Annotated in this window: 21 protein-coding genes; 18 read left to right on the top strand and 3 right to left on the bottom strand. The window is 45.3% G+C overall.

Annotation, left to right across the window (positions count from 1 at the left end; genetic code table 11):
* Positions 1 to 5 precede the first annotated feature (5 nt).
* The 10 genes from iolF to BSI_RS17460 all read left to right on the top strand — a co-directional run bounded on the left by iolF (position 6) and on the right by BSI_RS17460 (position 9,977).
* Positions 6 to 1,322 (top strand): myo-inositol transporter IolF, encoded by a 1,317-nt coding sequence (gene iolF / locus BSI_RS17415; protein WP_003236383.1) that lies wholly within the window; start codon positions 6 to 8, stop codon positions 1,320 to 1,322.
* A gap of 22 nt (positions 1,323 to 1,344) precedes the next feature.
* Entirely contained in the window at positions 1,345 to 2,379 is a 1,035-nt protein-coding gene (iolG, locus tag BSI_RS17420) for a bifunctional inositol 2-dehydrogenase/D-chiro-inositol 1-dehydrogenase (protein ID WP_003236380.1), read from the top strand.
* 20 nt (positions 2,380 to 2,399) lie between these two features.
* Positions 2,400 to 3,269: a sugar phosphate isomerase/epimerase family protein gene (locus BSI_RS17425; RefSeq protein WP_003236377.1), complete on the top strand. Its 870-nt coding sequence runs from the start codon at positions 2,400 to 2,402 to the stop codon at positions 3,267 to 3,269.
* Between the two features lie 86 nt (positions 3,270 to 3,355).
* Positions 3,356 to 4,192 carry a 2-keto-myo-inositol isomerase gene (gene iolI, locus BSI_RS17430; RefSeq protein WP_003236375.1) on the top strand — a complete coding sequence of 279 codons (837 nt, stop codon included), beginning with the start codon at positions 3,356 to 3,358 and terminating at the stop codon, positions 4,190 to 4,192.
* A gap of 20 nt (positions 4,193 to 4,212) precedes the next feature.
* Positions 4,213 to 5,085, top strand: coding sequence for a 6-phospho-5-dehydro-2-deoxy-D-gluconate aldolase (gene iolJ / locus BSI_RS17435; protein WP_003236373.1), 873 nt, complete (start codon positions 4,213 to 4,215; stop codon positions 5,083 to 5,085).
* A 107-nt stretch (positions 5,086 to 5,192) separates the two neighbouring features.
* Positions 5,193 to 5,882, top strand: coding sequence for a two-component system response regulator YxdJ (yxdJ, locus tag BSI_RS17440; protein WP_003236371.1), 690 nt, complete (start codon positions 5,193 to 5,195; stop codon positions 5,880 to 5,882).
* Complete coding sequence (gene yxdK, locus BSI_RS17445) at positions 5,879 to 6,856, top strand: two-component system sensor histidine kinase YxdK (RefSeq protein ID WP_003236369.1); 978 nt, start codon at positions 5,879 to 5,881, stop codon at positions 6,854 to 6,856. Before yxdJ ends, yxdK begins: the two co-directional genes overlap by 4 nt.
* Positions 6,857 to 6,999: 143 nt before the next feature.
* On the top strand, positions 7,000 to 7,773 hold the full coding sequence (gene yxdL, locus BSI_RS17450) for an ABC transporter ATP-binding protein YxdL (protein ID WP_003236367.1): 774 nt from the start codon (positions 7,000 to 7,002) through the stop codon (positions 7,771 to 7,773).
* A complete protein-coding gene (yxdM, locus tag BSI_RS17455; protein ID WP_003236365.1) occupies positions 7,748 to 9,616 on the top strand; it encodes an ABC transporter permease YxdM in 1,869 nt (622 codons plus the stop codon). The genes yxdL and yxdM overlap by 26 nt, the downstream gene beginning before the upstream one ends.
* 13 nt (positions 9,617 to 9,629) lie before the next feature.
* Complete coding sequence (locus tag BSI_RS17460; protein WP_003236362.1) at positions 9,630 to 9,977, top strand: YxeA family protein; 348 nt, start codon at positions 9,630 to 9,632, stop codon at positions 9,975 to 9,977.
* Positions 9,978 to 10,017: 40 nt separating this feature from the next.
* On the opposite strand, the gene BSI_RS17465 is transcribed toward BSI_RS17460, so the two are convergent.
* Positions 10,018 to 10,983 carry an iron-hydroxamate ABC transporter substrate-binding protein gene (locus BSI_RS17465; protein WP_003236360.1) on the bottom strand — a complete coding sequence of 322 codons (966 nt, stop codon included), beginning with the start codon at positions 10,981 to 10,983 and terminating at the stop codon, positions 10,018 to 10,020.
* A gap of 178 nt (positions 10,984 to 11,161) precedes the next feature.
* Between BSI_RS17465 and BSI_RS17470 the strand changes: the two genes are divergently transcribed.
* Positions 11,162 to 11,560, top strand: coding sequence for a hypothetical protein (locus BSI_RS17470; RefSeq protein WP_003236358.1), 399 nt, complete (start codon positions 11,162 to 11,164; stop codon positions 11,558 to 11,560).
* Positions 11,561 to 11,602: 42 nt separating this feature from the next.
* Here BSI_RS17470 and BSI_RS17475 read toward each other — a convergent pair whose 3' ends face one another.
* Positions 11,603 to 11,956 carry a hypothetical protein gene (locus tag BSI_RS17475; protein WP_003236356.1) on the bottom strand — a complete coding sequence of 118 codons (354 nt, stop codon included), beginning with the start codon at positions 11,954 to 11,956 and terminating at the stop codon, positions 11,603 to 11,605.
* 246 nt (positions 11,957 to 12,202) lie between these two features.
* Complete coding sequence (gene cotNE, locus BSI_RS17480; protein WP_003236354.1) at positions 12,203 to 12,568, bottom strand: inner spore coat protein CotNE; 366 nt, start codon at positions 12,566 to 12,568, stop codon at positions 12,203 to 12,205.
* Positions 12,569 to 12,726: 158 nt separating this feature from the next.
* Here cotNE and BSI_RS17485 point away from each other — a divergent pair, with 158 nt between their 5' ends.
* From BSI_RS17485 to BSI_RS17515, 7 genes are all read left to right on the top strand, one after another.
* Positions 12,727 to 13,095 (top strand): DUF3255 family protein, encoded by a 369-nt coding sequence (locus BSI_RS17485; protein ID WP_050556882.1) that lies wholly within the window; start codon positions 12,727 to 12,729, stop codon positions 13,093 to 13,095.
* Positions 13,085 to 13,645 carry a hypothetical protein gene (locus BSI_RS17490; protein WP_003236350.1) on the top strand — a complete coding sequence of 187 codons (561 nt, stop codon included), beginning with the start codon at positions 13,085 to 13,087 and terminating at the stop codon, positions 13,643 to 13,645. Before BSI_RS17485 ends, BSI_RS17490 begins: the two co-directional genes overlap by 11 nt.
* Before the next feature lie 39 nt (positions 13,646 to 13,684).
* Positions 13,685 to 14,497, top strand: coding sequence for a sugar-phosphatase (gene yidA / locus BSI_RS17495; RefSeq protein ID WP_003236348.1), 813 nt, complete (start codon positions 13,685 to 13,687; stop codon positions 14,495 to 14,497).
* A gap of 309 nt (positions 14,498 to 14,806) precedes the next feature.
* Complete coding sequence (gene yxeI / locus BSI_RS17500) at positions 14,807 to 15,793, top strand: penicillin V amidase (RefSeq protein WP_003236344.1); 987 nt, start codon at positions 14,807 to 14,809, stop codon at positions 15,791 to 15,793.
* A gap of 425 nt (positions 15,794 to 16,218) precedes the next feature.
* A complete protein-coding gene (locus BSI_RS17505) occupies positions 16,219 to 17,544 on the top strand; it encodes an LLM class flavin-dependent oxidoreductase (RefSeq protein ID WP_003236340.1) in 1,326 nt (441 codons plus the stop codon).
* Positions 17,545 to 17,557: 13 nt separating this feature from the next.
* Positions 17,558 to 18,055, top strand: coding sequence for an S-(2-succino)cysteine N-acetyltransferase (locus tag BSI_RS17510; RefSeq protein WP_003236337.1), 498 nt, complete (start codon positions 17,558 to 17,560; stop codon positions 18,053 to 18,055).
* Positions 18,056 to 18,079: 24 nt separating this feature from the next.
* Complete coding sequence (locus BSI_RS17515; protein WP_003236335.1) at positions 18,080 to 18,874, top strand: amino acid ABC transporter substrate-binding protein; 795 nt, start codon at positions 18,080 to 18,082, stop codon at positions 18,872 to 18,874.
* The last annotated feature ends 18 nt before the right edge of the window (positions 18,875 to 18,892 follow it).

Below are 18,892 nucleotides of genomic sequence, written 5' to 3'. Positions count from 1 at the left end.
GATATATGGGCAATACCAATGCAGAATCGGCCTTCAATAAACGGACAATCGCGGCAGCATTGGCCAACTATATTGATGCCGGTTCGATTGTGGCTGGATCTGCCGGTTTATCGTTATGGGTCAGTTATCTAAAGCTATCTGATACACAAATCGGGCTGCTCGGCGCGCTAAGCGCAAATGCAATTTCTGCCGCTGTCGGCGCCCTGCTTGGCGGGTATCTGGCTGATAAAGTCGGGCGGAAGGCTGTTTATACCAATAGCATGCTGGTTTATGCAATAGGGATTTGTTTGGTTCTGTTTGGGGTTAATTTCCCCATATTGTTAAGCGGTTACATGATTATCGGTTTATCAGTGGGAGCTGACATTACCGCATCATGGACCATTATTGCAGAAAATGCGCCAAAGAAAAATCGGGCCCGCCATTGCGGCGTGGCACAAGTCGCTTGGGCCGCGGGCGCTGTCGTTGTGCTGCTTCTTTCCGTACTGGTCGGTGATTTAGGCCTCTTGGGGAATAAAATCGTATTTGCCCATCTGCTTGTGATCGCGCTGATTACGTACATCCTGAGAATCAGGCTTCCGGAGTCAGATGCGTGGCAGCAGAAAAATCAGCCCGCAGACATACAAACAGAGAAGCCGGCCGTACTGAACAAATCATCGTATTTTGATTTGCTCAAGCCAATGTATCTAAAAAGCATACTGTTTTTGATGGGTGTGTACTTGGTTTGGAATTTAGCCGCCGGTGTGATGGGCTTCTTTATGCCATACATTTATCAGCAGGTCGGCGGTGTATCTGCCAACATGGCAAACCTTTTGCAAATGGGACTGTTTATCTTCACAGGGTTGGGGGTCGCTTTCATCTTCATGCCCTTTGCCGACAAATATAGAAAAACCGTATTTGGAATCGCCGCTTTTATGGCGGTGATCGGATGGACGCTGTTTCTGCTGCCGGTTGAAGGCCTGCCGATTCTGCTCCTGTTTATTGTCGTGATCGGCATCAATAACGGAGCCGGGCAGCAAGCCAACTATCAGTTATGGGCCAGTGAAATCTTTCCTACGCAATATCGTGCTTCTGCACAAGGACTAATGTTTTTCCTCGTACGTATTTCAATAGGGATTTGGAGTCTGTTTGTCCCAATGATTATAACCAATTTCGGCATTGGAACGATGGCTGCAATTCTCCTCGGATGTGTGACGGCCAGTATGATCATCGGGCTTCTCTTCGCGCCGAATACGTCTGGCAAGTCGCTTGAACAAATTCAAGAGGAACTCTACGGATCTCCTCAGAGCCAAGTAAAGCAAGGAACAGAAAGCAAAATGATGTAACCAACAGAAGGAGTGGCTGTCAATGAGTTTACGTATTGGCGTAATTGGAACTGGAGCAATCGGAAAAGAACATATTAACCGCATCACGAACAAGCTGTCCGGCGCAGAAATCGTTGCTGTAACGGATGTCAATCAAGAAGCTGCACAAAAGGTTGTTGAGCAATACCAATTAAACGCGACGGTTTATCCGAATGATGACATCCTGCTTGCAGACGAAAATGTAGATGCTGTCTTAGTGACTAGCTGGGGGCCTGCGCATGAATCGAGTGTGCTGAAAGCCATTAAAGCCCAGAAATATGTGTTCTGTGAAAAGCCGCTCGCGACAACGGCTGAAGGATGCATGCGCATCGTCGAAGAGGAAATGAAAGTGGGCAAACGCCTTGTTCAAGTCGGCTTCATGCGCCGTTATGACAGCGGTTACGTACAGTTGAAGGAAGCGCTCGACAACCATGTCATCGGCGAGCCGCTTATGATTCACTGCGCACACCGCAACCCGACTGTGGGAGATAACTACACAACGGATATGGCCGTAGTTGATACGCTTGTTCATGAAATTGATGTGCTGCACTGGCTCGTCAATGATGACTACGAGTCCGTTCAAGTTATCTATCCGAAAAAATCGAAAAATGCGCTTCCGCATTTAAAAGATCCGCAAATTGTATTGATTGAAACTAAAGGCGGCATCGTCATCAATGCTGAAATCTATGTGAACTGTAAATACGGCTATGACATTCAATGTGAAATCGTCGGAGAAGACGGCGTCATCAAGCTTCCTGAACCATCAAGCATCAGCATGAGAAAAGAAGGAAAATTCAGCACAGATATTCTGATGGATTGGCAGAGACGCTTTGTGGCTGCGTACGATGTGGAAATCCAAGACTTCATTGATTCGATTCAAAAGAAAGGCGAGGTCAGCGGCCCGACGGCATGGGACGGCTACATTGCTGCCGTTACCACTGACGCGTGTGTAAAAGCCCAGGAATCTGGACAAAAAGAAAAGGTTGAATTGAAGGAAAAACCGGAATTCTATCAATCTTTTACAACAGTTGAAAACTAAAAAACAGAGGAGTGAAAAATATGAAATTAGCATTGGATCCATCGATGTATCGAGATGATTTAACTTTGGAGGAAATGGTCTATAAAACGGCGGAACTTGGTTATGAATATATCGAACTATCGCCGCGCGAGGATTTTTGTCCATTCTATAAATATCCAAAAGTCGATTCAGCAAAGATCAAACAATTAAAGCGGCTTTTAAGGGATACAGGTGTTAAGCTTTCATCGCTCCTTCCTCTTTACCACTGGGCGGGTCCTGAAGAAGACCGCCGTCAGGCTGCAGTGCGCAATTGGAAACGGGCGATTGAAATTGCGGTTGAACTTGAAGTCGATTTGATGAACAGTGAATTCAGCGGTTCAAAATATGATCCTTTAACAAGTGAAGAAAAATTTATCAAATCCATGGATGAGCTTCTGCCAGTCTTTGAAAAAGAAGGCATTAAACTCAATCTTCAAGCCCATCCGTACGATTTTATCGAAACGCACAAAGGTGCGATGGATATGATCCGCGCGCTTGACAAGGATTGGATCAATCTTGTCTACTCGACTGCGCATACGTTCTTCTATGATGACGGCAAAGGCGACATCGAGACCATGTTTGACGAAGCCGGCGACCGCCTCACACACGTTTTATTTGCAGATACCTTTAATCATAAAGCGGCTCACGGCCTGCGCTACATCGTCAATCCGCCTGACGCGAAAGTAACGGTTCACCAGCATTTGGACATTGGCCAAGGCGAGGTTGATTTTGAGACGATTTTCAGAAAGCTGAGAGAGATGAAGTTCGACGGAATTGCGACGAATGCCGTTTTTGCTTGGGTCGACGAAAGAGCGGATGAATCAAGCCGATTTATGCTTCGAAAAATGAAAGAAGAATTAGGTCTGGCATAAGCTGAGCATGGAGTTCGGCGGGATATGGCGAACAGCCTTCCTGCCGAACTCCCTTCATATCTAAAACGCAGATGGGGGAGTCTGACATGAAACTTTGTTTTAATGAAGCTACAACATTGGAAAACTCAAATCTTAAACAGGATTTAGAACTATGCGAAAAGCACGGCTATGATTATATTGAAATCCGCACAATGGATAAGCTGCCGGAGTACTTAAAAGATCATTCATTGGATGATCTTGCGGAATATTTTCAAACCCATCACATCAAACCTCTTGCCTTAAACGCACTCGTGTTCTTCAACAACCGTGATGAAAAGGGCCACAATGAGATCATCGCTGAATTTAAAGGCATGATGGAAACGTGCAGAACCCTCGGTGTGAAATATGTCGTGGCCGTTCCGCTTGTGACTGAGCAGAAGATTGTAAAAGAAGAGATCAAAAAGAGCAGTGTAGAGGTGCTGACTGAGCTTTCAGATATCGCGGAGCCGTACGGCGTAAAAATCGCGCTTGAATTTGTCGGCCATCCGCAATGTACGGTCAATACGTTTGAACAGGCGTACGACATCATAAACACAGTCAACCGTGACAATGTCGGGCTTGTCCTTGACAGTTTCCACTTTCATGCAATGGGTTCAAATATTGAAAGCTTAAAGCAGGCGGACGGAAAGAAAATTTTCATCTATCATATCGACGATACCGAAGATTTCCCAATCGGCTTTTTAACGGATGAGGATCGTGTATGGCCGGGCCAAGGGGCGATTGACTTAGATGCCCACTTATCAGCCCTCAAGGAAATCGGCTTCTCTGATGTTGTATCGGTTGAGCTCTTCCGGCCTGAATACTATAAGCTGAGTGCTGAGGAAGCCATTCAAACAGCGAAAAAAACAACGGTTGATGTCGTATCAAAATACTTCAACATGTAATGGATAAAGGAGGGGTGAACATGGCTTTTGTATCGATGAAAGAGCTTCTTGAAGATGCAAAGCGGGAGCAATATGCAGTCGGCCAGTTTAATATCAACGGCCTGCAGTGGACGAAGGCGATTTTACAGGCAGCGCAAAAGGAGCAATCACCGGTCATCGCCGCGGCTTCCGATCGCCTGGTTGACTATTTAGGCGGATTTAAAACGATTGCCGCCATGGTAGGCGCGTTAATGGAGGACATGGCGATTACCGTTCCGGTCGTGCTTCATCTCGATCACGGAAGCAGTGCGGAACGCTGCAGACAGGCTATTGATGCCGGATTCAGCTCAGTGATGATTGACGGCTCCCATCAGCCGATTGACGAGAATATCGTGATGACAAAAGAAGTCACCGATTATGCCGGAAAGCACGGCGTGTCAGTAGAAGCTGAAGTCGGCACGGTCGGCGGAATGGAAGACGGACTGGTCGGCGGGGTCCGCTATGCCGATATCACGGAATGTGAGCGGATCGTCAAAGAAACCAATATCGACGCGCTGGCCGCGGCCCTCGGCTCTGTACACGGCAAATATCAGGGTGAGCCGAATCTCGGATTTAAGGAAATGGAGGCTATCTCCCGCATGACTGATATTCCCCTCGTTCTTCACGGGGCATCCGGGATTCCGCAGGATCAGATCAAAAAAGCCATCACGCTCGGCCACGCGAAGATCAATATCAATACGGAATGTATGGTAGCCTGGACAGATGAAACACGCCGCATGTTTCAGGAAAACAGCGATCTGTACGAACCGCGCGGCTATATGACACCCGGCATTGAAGCTGTGGAAGAGACAGTGCGAAGCAAAATGAGAGAGTTCGGATCAGCCGGTAAAGCAGCTAAGCAGCAGGTCGGCTGAAGAGACCAGAAACCGCCGAGATGGCGGTTTTTTTGTGCGGTGTTGCGTCCATACGCCCAAAACGATTATGATGATGGCAGCAGTGTAAGAAACGGGAGTGGTTCAGTTTGAATAAGATCATGATTGTGGAAGACAGTGAAGACATTCGTGGACTGTTGCAGAATTACCTTGAAAAATACGGATATCAAACAGTGGTCACCGCGGATTTCACGGCTGTTCTTGATGTTTTTTTGCGGGAAAAGCCTGATGTAGTGCTGCTTGATATCAATTTGCCGGCATATGACGGATATTATTGGTGCCGCCAGATCCGCCAGCACTCCACAAGCCCGATCATTTTTATTTCAGCCAGAAGCGGGGAAATGGATCAGGTGATGGCGATTGAAAACGGGGGAGACGATTATATCGAAAAACCGTTTTCCTACGATATTGTGCTGGCGAAAATCAAAAGCCAGATCCGCAGGGCGTACGGGGAGTACGCCGCAAAGCAGGGGGAGAAAGTGGTTGAATATGCCGGCGTTCAGCTCTTTGTAGAACGGTTTGAACTGCGTTATCAGGATGAAAAAAGCGAGCTTTCTAAAAAAGAAAGTAAGCTTTTGGAAGTGCTGCTGGAGCGGGGAGAAAAGGTGACGGGTCGGGACCGTCTCATGGAAAAGACGTGGGACACCGACATTTTTGTCGATGATAATACACTTAACGTGTATATCACGCGGCTCAGAAAAAAACTGCGGGAGCTGAATGCGCCTGTTTCTATTGAACCGGTGCGGGGCGAAGGCTACCAGCTGAGGGCGCAGTCATGAAGCTGTTTCTACGGTCTCATACAGTGCTGATTCTGCTTTTTCTCCTTCAAGGGCTGTTTGTCTTCTTTTATTACTGGTTTGCGGGTCTTCATTCTTTTTCTCACTTGTTTTACATATTGGGCGTGCAGCTTCTTATTTTGGCGGGCTATCTTGCCTATCGCTGGTACAAAGACCGCGGCGTGTATCATTGGCTCAGCTCGGGGCAGGAAGGGACGGATATCCCGTATCTCGGTTCTTCAGTGTTCTGTTCAGAGCTGTATGAAAAGCAGATGGAGCTGATCCGGCTGCAGCACCAAAAGCTCCATGAGACCGAAGCCAAGCTTGACGCGCGGGTGACGTATATGAATCAATGGGTGCATCAAGTAAAGACGCCGCTGTCGGTCATTAATTTAATCATTCAAGAAGAGGATGAGCCCGTTTTTGAACAAATCAAAAAAGAAGTCCGGCAGATTGAATTCGGGCTGGAGACGCTTCTTTATTCTTCAAGGCTCGACCTGTTTGAACGGGATTTTAAAATTGAAGCGGTTTCTCTGTCCGAGCTTCTTCAATCAGTCATTCAAAGCTATAAACGATTTTTTATTCAATACCGCGTTTATCCCAAAATGGACATTTGCGACGATCATCAGATTTACACCGATGCAAAATGGCTCAAATTTGCGATCGGCCAAGTGGTCACAAATGCGGTCAAGTATTCAGCGGGCAAGAGTGACAGACTTGAGCTGAATGTCTTCCGCGATGAAGACAGGACGGTGCTTGAAGTCAAAGATTACGGTGTCGGGATTCCCTCCCAAGATATCAAGCGGGTGTTTGACCCTTATTACACCGGTGAAAACGGGCGGCGTTTCCAAGAATCTACGGGAATCGGCCTCCATCTCGTCAAAGAAATTACAGGTAAGCTCAATCATAGGGTAGACATCAGCTCGTCTCCCGGTGAAGGGACATCAGTTCGATTTTCATTTCTTACAAAAATGTAAGGCTGCGTTAAGAAAACAACATAGCTCGCTTTGTTTCCCCTTGATAACATGGATTTATGTCAAGGGGATTTTTATGTTGAACGTCCCGGCACTACATGAAAGCAGCCCAGATCAACAAGAATAAAACCATAAGGAGGATTCTCATGGCGAATATGCTTGAAGTCAAACATATAAATAAAACCTATAAAGGACAAGTGTCCTATCAAGCCTTAAAGCAAATTTCATTTTCAATTGAAGAAGGCGAGTTCACGGCGGTGATGGGGCCGTCCGGGTCCGGAAAAACAACGCTTTTGAATATCATTTCAACGATCGACCGTCCGGATTCAGGCGATATCCTGATTCACGGAGAAAACCCGCATCGTCTGAAGCGGACAAAGCTCGCTCATTTCCGCCGCAAGCAGCTCGGATTTGTGTTTCAGGATTTCAACCTTCTGGACACGCTGACAATCGGTGAAAATATCATGCTGCCGTTAACGCTTGAAAAAGAAGCACCGTCTGTAATGAAAGAAAAACTGCAAGGCATCGCGACAAAGCTCGGTATTGAAAACCTGCTCAACAAACGGACGTTTGAAGTATCCGGAGGACAGCGCCAGCGTGCCGCCATCGCAAGAGCGGTCATTCATAAGCCGTCACTCATCCTGGCCGATGAACCGACGGGCAACCTTGATTCCAAAGCATCAAAAGACGTCATGGAAACGATGCAGAGCCTGAATCAGGATGATCATGTCACGGCTTTGATGGTGACCCACGATCCTGTTGCGGCAAGCTACTGCCGCCGCGTCATCTTTATAAAAGACGGCGAACTGTTTAATGAGATTTACCGCGGGGAAAACCGCCAAGTATTTTATGAACAAATTCTCGATGTGCTGTCTATGCTGGGGGGAAACGCAAATGACCTTTCTTCAGTTCGCTTATAAAAACGTTACGAGAAACAAAAGGGCCTATCTTGCATTCTTTTTAAGCAGCGCCTTTTCCGTTTTGATTTTCTTTACCTTTGCGATGTTCCTGTTTCATCCGGCATTAAAGGAAGGCTACCTGAATAACATCGCCAAAAAAGGCTTAACCGCTGCGGAATGGATGATCTTTGTTTTTTCTTTCTTATTTGTTCTGTATTCGGTTAACGCATTTTTGAAATCGAGAAATAAAGAATTCGGCATCCTGCTCATGCAGGGCATCACGCCGGGGCAGCTGAGAAAGCTCATTACTGCGGAAAATATGATCATCGGCGTCATGTCAATTGCAGCCGGTATTATCGGAGGATTCATTTTTTCAAAGACGTTCTTTACGGTCGGCGCTTATATTTTAGAAATGGACGCGCTGCCTTTGTATATGCCTTGGAAAGCGTTCGGTATTACGGCCGGCGGATTTCTGCTCTTATTTTTCCTTTTATCGCAGTTTACGATCCTTTTTGTCAGATCAAATACGGTTATCAAATTAATAAAGGGCACTGACAAGATTAAGCCGGAGCCTAAGCCGTCCGTGCTTCTGTCCTTATTCGGCATTGCCTGTCTGTGCGGCGGGTACGGTATGGTCCTTAAAGGCAATGTCCACGGGGCCGAACCGTTTATCATTTTACTGCTCACCGTCATCGGAACATATTTCTTTTTCAGCCAAAGCAGCATATGGGTTCTGCGCGCGCTGAAGAAGTGGAGAACCTTTTATCTGCGCGGGAAAAATGTCATTTGGGTTTCTGACCTTGTCTATCGTTTAAAAGACAACGCCCGCCTGTTCTTTATTGTCAGCATTATTTCCGCGGTTGCGTTTACGGCTACGGGTGTGCTCGCGATGTACAAATCGACCGTCGGGGCGGAAGAGTCCGCTTATGAAATGGAGTATTTATCTTACAGCAACAATCCAAAAGAACAGACTCATTTGAAAAAAATTGACCATGAACTGAAAACACACGGCTTTACGTATAAGAAAGACAAAATAGATGTTTCCTATGTTCGCTATCAGGAAGGAGATACTGTTCCACCTGTTTACATGATCAGCGAATCGGATGTGTCAAAATACTTCCATATCAAGCTGAGCGGCCTGAAAAATGATGAGACTGTCTATTTCCCTGGCACATATGACCGCAATTTCAAAAACGAAGCGCCGATTCAGCTGAAGCTGCTGAACCAAAAAGGCAAGCCGTCTGGCCAAAAACTGACAGTAAAAGAAGTCAAAAAACCGCTGATTTCATTGAATGCCATCATCGCGGTGAACGATCAAACCTTTGATCAGCTTAAATCACTCGGTGATAAAGCGTCATTATACGGCTACAGCTATGATCATTGGAAAGACAGTCTTGGGATCAGCCAATCCTTGAAAAATGAGATTTACGGCAACTATATTGACGTGCATTCTGATTTTATGGCAAAAGCCGGCACCTACTATGACACGGTGCAGCTGCCGAGCCTGAGTTTATTTATTGGCCTGTTTATCGCAATTGTATTCTTTGTCGCGGCAGCAAGCTTCTTATATTTCAGGCTGTTCACTGATTTAGATGAAGACCGGGAGCGCTATCGTTCACTGGCCAAAATCGGCCTGAGTGAGCGTGAAATGGCACAAAGTGTGACGATACAACTGGCAATTCTTTTCTTCTTTCCATTTGTCATTGCGGTCATGCATACGCTGTTTGCCTTGAGGACATTGGCTGTGGAAGGCTATTCCGATGTAGCGGGACCGCTTAGTCTCACCATCGGAGGGTTTTTCATTTTTCAGCTTCTATTCTTCCTCGCGGTGCGGTCAAGCTATTTGAAAAAAATGAACAAGTAAGGGGAGTGCAAAGGTGAAAAAAGCAATGGCAATCCTGGCCGTCTTGGCTGCTGCTGCTGTAATATGCGGGCTTCTCTTTTTTCATAACGATGTTACAGACAGATTTAATCCGTTTATTCACCAGCAAGATGTCTATGTTCAGATTGATCGAGATGGCAGACATCTTAGCCCGGGCGGTACTGAGTATACATTAGACGGATATAATGCATCTGGGAAAAAAGAAGAAGTGACCTTTTTCGCCGGTAAAGACCTTCGGAAGAACGCGTATTTGAAGGTGAAGGCGAAAGGAAAGTATGTCGAGACTTGGGAGGAAGTCAGGTTTGAAGATATGCCGGACTCTGTACAGTCAGCATTAAAATGAATTATAAAAAACGGCACAGCGTCATGACTGTGCCGTTTTTTTATTTTTTATTTTCTTCGGCCCGTTTGATCAGCATGTCGGTGATGATATCCACCTGTTTGCTGACAGAAATCGGATCGTACGGGTAGAACGTGTCAAAGTCATTGATAAACACGCGATTATGTTTGACAGCGTCTAGGTTTTTCCAAATAGAGGATTCCTTCAGCTTGTCGAGTGTTTTGCTTTCGCCTTTCGGATTGTAGTCCGTAATGAACATATAATCTGCGGCATACTCAGGAATGACCTCTTGAGAGAGCTGTTTCATCTCTCCTTTTTTGATGACATCTTGCTCAATTTTTTCAGGCGCTTTTAACCCAAGCGCGTTGTATACAGCTTGGCCGCCGCGTCCGCCGTTATCATTGAACACCCAGAATTCGCCCTTGTCGGTGTTTTCATAAATACCGAAAGTTGCATCCTTGTCGATGACGCCTGCAATTTTCTTTTTGGCTGCTTCTGCTTTTTTGTTAAAGTCAGCCATAAATGATTTTGCTTCGTCTTTCGCTCCGGCGATATCCCCGAACATGCTGACTGTGTCTTCTACGTTTTTCGCTGTGTTATAAGGAACGACAACCGTTGGAGCGATTTTCTTTAATTTATCGACATTCTCTTCATTCATGACAACAATTAAGTCAGGTTGAAGCTCCATCACTTTTTCAACGCTGATCGGATCACCGACATCCTTTACATCTTTCAGCTTTGATTTTAAAAACGGATTATCAAATGACCATGAGCCTGAGCCGACCACATTGGCCCCGACAGACAGCAATTCACCGGCATAAAAATCAGTGACGATACGCTTTGGATGTGCAGGAATGTTGACGTTCCCTTTTGGTGATTTGTATGTTCTCATTTCTGTCTTTTCGGAAGCTGAATCACTTGAGCTACCTTTTGAAGCCGTGCCGCTGCAAGCACTGACAAACATGAGTAGAAGCACCAGCATGCCAACGAGCAATGTGTTCTTTTTCATCAAGAACCCCCCCAATATGTATTTTTAGTTCATTAGTAATGATTATCATTATCAATTAATAATATAGCAAGAAACCCGTGCCCCGTCTATCACTATTTTAAGGAAAGAAAAGTTTTTTTGTTTTCAGATGACGAAGTATGCCTAATCGATTATTATAGGTAAATAGGAGGAGGAAAATATGGGAATTACAAAAAGAGGTGCCGCTTGGGAATGGCTGCATAGCTGGTGGATGCTGTTTATTTTCATGCCTTTTGCCATTACCAGTTTTTTTGCCTTTTTATTTATTGGCATCAAGGTGAGAAATAGAAAGTGGATTATGTACGGAATCATTTATTTTTTCGTATTTGCGTTTGGTTTTGTGCTGCCCGATCTGCCCGGTGTTTTTATTGTGGTCCCGTTGTGGGCTGTAACCATTATTCACGGTTTTAAAGTGCGTCCGCTGTATTTGATTCAGCTGGATGTCTACAAAGATCATGTAGAGGCACGGGCTTTTGCCGAGGCAAGAAGTGAAGCCGAGAGCAGATTTCATGCACCAAAACAGTCAATTCAAGATATACATATTCGAAAAGAACAGTAAGAAAAAAGCTCAACACTAGCATTGTGTTGAGCTTTTTATATGTTACTGCTGATAGGATTGCTGCTGGAATGGCGTGTTTTGGCCGAATGGAAGTGTAGACACATTCGTATTCATCACGCTGGATTGCCCAGTGAGTTCCTGCTGCATTTGGTTGCACATGTTGACAACCTGCTGGCATTTTTGAATCGCCATGTCATGTCCGTGCAGCGCTTGCTGAATGGTATGTGCAGCTTGTTGTTCGTGGTTTAGAATCTGTTGCAGCATTTGGATGTTTTGCTGCTCCTGATGAAGCATTTGGCGATATTGCTGGCTGCTTTGCTGTGTTTGCTGAATGAGCTGCTGAGCAGTCTGGCGGCATTGGTTCAGCTGCTGCAAGCCGTGTTGTGTATTATGCATGAATGATCCCTCCAGTATCGATTGACGTGAGTCGGTATTATCATGCAACCTGATTGAAAAGAAATTCTGCAAATGAGGAACTACAATTATTTTCCTTACCCCCTCTATCTTTGAATGAAAACGGTAAAGATTGTATACTTGTACAAACCCTTTTTATGTAAATGGTGCGCTTTAATACCATAAGAAGTGCGGAAAACGAAACCCTGAAATCAGGAGAATCGTATTCCGCTTTTTTCTGTGCCTGCTTCAAAAACCGCCTTCGCCTGCAGTAAATGGGATATTCAGCCTGTTTTCTACTGTACGGAGGCGCTGATTGAGCCGGTTTAAGCGGCGTGTATGGCGTTCAACAGCCTGGCTTAGCTGATTGACCTGTTCGGCAATCCGTGCAATTTCCCGATTTTGACGGCGGTCTTCGTTTGTCAGACGGGTTAATTCTCTCGACTGCTGTTCATTTTGCCGTTCAAGTGCTGCGATTCTTCTTTCCAATGCCGGCTGTCTGTCCATTTGGTATGGATCGTATACATCCTGCTGCGGATAAGAATTGTACTCATAGTGGCTATAGTAAGGTTCCTGCTGAGGCAGCTGAGGGCTGTAATATTGATAAGGGTTCATGTGATCAGTCTCCTTAAAAAATGTAAATGTGGGTGAATTCCTTATAACTTATGTAGTCATTGGCACAGTGCCACGGCATTCGCCCAAAAAGAGGAGGAAAGGATGTGATCTCCTTGAGAAACAAATATAACATTTTGCTTTTAACTGCTGTATTCATCATGGTATCGGGCTGCCAACAGCAAAAAGAGGAGACGCCGTTTTATTACGGAACGTGGGATGAGGGAATTACTCCCGGGCCCATGGACGGCGTGAAATCAGCAACAGTCACATTTACCAAAGACGAGGTAGTGGAGACGGAAGTCATTGAAGGAAGAGGAGAGGTGCAGCTGCCATTTATGGCGTATAAGGTGATTTCTCAAAGCACTGACGGGTCCATTGAGATTCAGTATCTCGGCTCCTATTATCCGCTCAAAAGCACGGTGAAAAGAGGAGAAAACGGGACGTTGATCTGGGAGCAAAATGGCCAGACAAAAACGATGACAAGAATCGAATCAAAGACAGGCAAGGAGGAGAAAGATGAGAAATAAAAAAGCAGAAAGACTGGTGGTAACAGGACTTATTTTACATATCATTCAGTGGCTATTTATATTATGGGCTTTTCTCAAGATCAAACACTTATTTAGTGACTATACGATCTATAACCCTAATGTCATCAGCGGATCGATGCAGTCCTTATCGTTTATACAAATGATGCGCGCTATGATCTACTCAGGGGCAATCGTGAATTATGTGTTGTTTTTTGCACTTCTATTTCTTATTTATTGTGTTGTGCTTCATGCCATCTTGATTGTTCTGGAAATGGCCGCTTACGTCATGATCAGACGAAACTCCGCATCTTCATGGGTATTCTTTTTGATGGCAGCGGGAGTAAAGCTTACCATCTTGAATATCACCGGCATTCCATTTTTAGCTGCCGGCTTCCTGCTGATGAAACAAGAAAAAGCAGAAAACGGCGGCATGGAGACGGAAAGAATGCGGAAACCGCGCACGCGTATCCGAAGACAAGGCCGGCGTCTAAACAGAATCCGGAGAAAATCATCTCTTCAGGTTGAATATCAAAAAGAAAAAACGATATGATGGGACTATAGCCTGAAAACGACACGAAGGAGATGCAGGATGTACAAACTAATTGCAATTGATATGGACGGAACACTTTTAAATGATCATCATGAAGTAACAGAGGAGGTCCGCAACGCGCTTCACGCGGCAAAAGCGGAAGGCGTCAAAATTGTGCTTTGCACCGGCCGGCCTATCGGGGGCGTGCGGAGATATTTAGATGAATTAAATTTAATTGAAGAAGGTGACTATGTCATCGCGTATAACGGAGCGCTTGTTCAAAATACGCATACAAATGAAGTGGTCACGGAGCTGTCTCTTGGATATGATGATTTGGCTTCATTATATGACCTGAGCTTAGAGCTGAAGACGCCGATGCATTTCTTTGACTCATCTAACCTGTATACGCCTAACCGGGATATCAGTGAATTTACCGTATACGAATCCTATGTGACACAAGTGCCGCTTCATTACCGCAAGATTGACGAGGTGCCAAAAGATATCCTCATCCCGAAAGTGATGTTTATTGATAAACCGGAGAACTTAAGCCACGTCATTACATCAATTCCAAAAGACGTGAGAGAAAAATATACGATGGTCAGAAGCGCACCTTTCTTTTATGAAATTCTTCATCCTGAAGCCAGTAAAGGAAATGCCGTACGTCAGCTGGCGCAGCTGCTTGGAATTGAACAGGAGGAAGTTATGTGCATAGGCGACAACGGGAACGACCTGACAATGATTGAATGGGCGGGCTGCGGCGTTGCCATGGCAAACGCCATCCCAGAAGTATTGGAAGCCGCAAACTTTCAAACACGTTCCAACAATGAACATGGTGTTGCGCATGCCATTCACGAGCTTGTTTTGGCGAAATAATGAAATCCAGCCTCTTAGAAGGCTGGATTTTTTGTTATCTCGGCTTTATTGTGCCAAGTACGGTCTGTTTTTTTGCGGAATGGACGCTAAGATTTCTTTTCCTGCTGCAGAGGCCTGTAGAAATAAAAAGGAAGCAATCACCATAAACATCAGCATAGTACATTTTTTCTCATGAACGAATTTCCTTACCTTTCTTTTGGAAGGTAATGTTAATCTTTTGACGAATCTATTTGACTTTCGTTATGCTGATAAAACAAGTTGTTCACAAAATGTATGATTTTATCCTGAATTGAAAGGGGACTGAATCAGATGTGCACAAGTCTTACATTGCAAACTGCTGACCGGAATCATTTATTAGCGAGGACAATGGATTTCGCATTTCAGCTGGGGACGGAGGTCATTCTCTATCCGCGCCGTTACAGCTGGAAGAGTGAAGCTGACGGAAAGGTGCATCAGACACAGTACGCGTTTATCGGTATGGGGAGAAAACTTGGAAATATATTATTTGCCGACGGTGTTAATGAAAGCGGTTTATCTTGTGCGACGCTTTATTTTATGGGATATGCGGAGTACGAAAAAACGATACGGGGAGACGGCGTTCATATTGCCCCGCATGAGTTTGTAACATGGGCGCTGTCAGCTTGCAAGTCTTTGGAAGACGTAAAAGAAAAGATCCACTCTTTAACGATTGTGGAGAAGAAATTAGATCTACTGGATACAGTTTTACCGCTGCACTGGATATTGTCAGACCGGACGGGACGCAGCCTGACGATAGAACCGAGAGCAGACGGCATCAAAATCTATGACAATCAACCAGGTGTCATGACGAACAGCCCCGACTTTTTATGGCATGTGAGCAATCTTCGCCAATATATAGGAATAAGGCCGAAACAATTCGAGAGCAAGGAGATGGGCGGATTAACGCTGTCCGCTTTTGGCCAAGGCTCGGGTACTGTGGGTCTGCCGGGAGATTATACACCGCCTTCACGGTTTGTCAGAGCTGTTTTTCTAAAAGAACATCTAGAGCCGGCGGCAGATGAAACGAAAGGAGTATCAGCAGCTTTTCAGCTTTTGGCAAACATGGCGATACCAAAGGGTGCTGTAATAACGGAAGAAGACGAAATTGATTATACGCAATATACTTCTGTGATGTGCAACGACACGGGAAACTACTACTTTCACCACTACGACAATCGGCAAATCCAAAAAGTAAGTTTATTTCATGAAGACCTTGACCGTTTGGAGCCTAAAGTGTTTTCCGCTAAAGCAGAAGAAAATATTCTAGAGCTTAATTAAGATTCAATCAGCTGATTCCGGTATGATTCGGGGTCAGCTTATTTTTTTTGTACAATGTCACAGTTTCTGAATGACAACGCCGATCACGCGCGTTTATTTGCAATGAGCAAAAACAGCGCCAAAACAGATGGCGAAATCAAAAATGCGGATAGTGCGGAAGCACAGATAAGGTGCAAGCTGCATTTATATAAAACTTTGGATCAAAACTGAGTCTCAGCATCATCAGACTCAGTTTTTTTCGAATATACAGGTTGCATTAATTAATGCCGCCCCATTTTCAGCTAGAAAAGAAAAATTTTTTCTCAATTCATTGACAAACTCACAAGACAAATGTACATTTTGATTTATTCATATTAAACAACTAGGAATATAGTGGTTTATTTTTCGGATTTTTCAGCCTAAAACCTAATAAAAGGAGAAACGTCATGACAAGCAAAAAGAAACAAATCAAATTAGGGGTTTTCCTTGCGGGGACAGGACATCATGTGGCGTCTTGGCGGCACCCGGACGCGCCTTCAGATGCGAGCATGAATTTGGATTATTTTAAAGATCTTGCGAAAACAGCGGAGCGAGGCAAGCTGGATATGCTGTTTTTAGCGGATAGCCTTTCAATAGACAGCAAGTCTCATCCGAATGTGTTAACAAGGTTTGAGCCATTTACCTTGCTCTCTGCTTTGGCGCAGGTCACATCAAGAATCGGATTGACAGCAACAGCTTCTACCACATACAGCGAGCCATTTCACATTGCCAGACAGTTCGCTTCACTGGATCATCTGTCCAACGGCCGCGCCGGATGGAACGTTGTCACTTCATCTATTGAATCAACAGCGCTTAATTTCAGCGGAGAAAAGCACCTTGAACACCATTTGCGTTATCAGCGGGCAGAGGAATTTGTCGAGGTTGTAAAGGGACTTTGGGATTCATGGGAAGAGGACGCCTTTATCCGCAATAAAGAAACAGGTGAATTCTTTGAGAAAGAAAAAATGCACGAGCTTAACCATAAAGGAGAATATTTCTCGGTTCGCGGGCCTCTGAACGTTTCAAGAACGCCGCAGGGACAGCCGGTGATTATTCAGGCGGGATCATCAGGAGACGGAAAAGCGCTGGCTGCCAGAACAGCAGAAGTGATTTTCACAGCGCAAAACCATCTGGAATCGGCTCAAGAATTTTATCAATCGATCAAAGAGCAGGCAGCCGAATTCGGGCGTGATCCTGAAAAAATTGCAATCATGCCGGGGATTTTCCCGATCATTGCTGATACCGAAGAAGCAGCACAGGCCAAATACAAGGAGCTTCAAGATCTGATTATTCCATCCGCCGGTCTGCAAATTCTCCAAAATTATTTAGGCGGAATTGATTTGTCTTCGTATCCGCTTGACGGGCCGCTGCCGAAGCTTGACGCGGATGCTTCCAATGCGGTGAAGAGCCGGTTCAAGCTTGTTCAAGAAATGGCTGAACGAGACAATATGACAATACGCGAGCTTTACAAATATGTTGCAGGCTCCAGAGGCCATCATATCTTCGTCGGTACGCCGGAGCAGCTCGCTGACAAGATGCAGGAATGGGTGGATAAGAAAGCGTGTGACGGGTTTAACATCATGCCTCCGCTTCTTCCGGAAGGAATTGAAGTGTTTGTTGAGAAAGTGGTTCCGATTTTACAGGAGCGTGGCGTGTTCAGAAAAGAATATGAAGGCACAACATTAAGAGAGCACTTCGGTTTGGAAAAGCCGGTAAACCGTTATGCAAAGTAAGGAGGAACGCTAGATGAAGGCACAATATCGCCTTGCAGTTGAACGTGATGCCGAACAGCTTCTCGAGCTGACATTACGGGCTTATGAACCGATTCGAAAGCTCGGTATTCGTTTTGCAGCCGCTCATGCGGACTTGGATTTGGTGTTAACTAACATCAGGAAAAACGCCTGCTACGTCATGGAAGAGGACGGGCGGATCATCGCGACCATCTCCTTAAGAATGCCGTGGGGACAGCAGCCGGGACCTTATGGCGTTCCGCATATCTGGTGGTTCGCTGTTGACCCTGACACCGGTCAAAAAGGAATCGGAACAAAGCTGCTTCAATGGCTTGAGGAAACAATCCTCCGTGATACGTTAAAGGTTCCGTTTGTCTCACTCGGAACAGCGGATAAGCATCCGTGGCTGATTGAGATGTACGAACGAAAAGGCTATGTCCGCGCGGGTGAACAAGACCTTGGCAAAGGGCATATGACAATCTATATGAAAAAACAATTGCGAAATGATCTATAAAAGAGAAAAGGCGGGGAAATCAAAATGAAAAAGAAAAAGTGGACTGTGCTGTTAGTTGCCGCATTATTAGCGGTGCTCTCAGCTTGCGGCAATGGAAACAGCAGCAGTAAAGAGGATGACAACGTACTTCATGTCGGTGCAACCGGGCAGAGCTACCCGTTTGCTTATAAAGAAAACGGAAAACTGACAGGTTTTGATGTGGAAGTGATGGAAGCGGTCGCTAAGAAAATTGACATGAAGCTGGACTGGAAGCTGCTTGAATTCAGCGGGCTGATGGGGGAGCTTCAAACAGGAAAGCTTGACACCATTTCCAACCAGGTAGCGGTGACAGATGAACGCAAGGAAATGTATAACTTTACTGAACCATACGCTTATGCGGGAACACAGATTGTCGTCAAAAAAGACAATAATGACATCAAATCAGTTGACGATTTAAAAGGGAAAACGGTCGCTGCCGTTCTCGGTTCAAATCATGCAAAAAACCTTGAAAGCAAAGATCCTGATAAAAAAATCAATATCAAAACATACGAAACACAAGAAGGCACGCTGAAGGATGTCGCTTACGGCCGCGTAGACGCTTATGTCAACAGCCGAACTGTGCTGATGGCACAAATTAAGAAAACCGGCTTGCCGTTAAAGCTTGCAGGAGATCCGATTGTTTACGAACAAGTTGCATTCCCATTTGCCAAGGACGACGCGCACGACAAGCTCCGCAAAAAAGTCAATAATGAGCTTGATGAATTGCGTAAAGACGGAACACTGAAAAAGCTCTCCGAAAAATATTTTAATGAAGATATCACAGTAGAACAGAAGCATTAAGAAACGGCGGTGAATCAC

Origin of the sequence: Bacillus inaquosorum KCTC 13429 (assembly GCF_000332645.1) — a bacterium.
Classification (GTDB): domain Bacteria; phylum Bacillota; class Bacilli; order Bacillales; family Bacillaceae; genus Bacillus; species Bacillus inaquosorum.
This window is presented reverse-complemented; position numbering and strand designations above follow the sequence as displayed.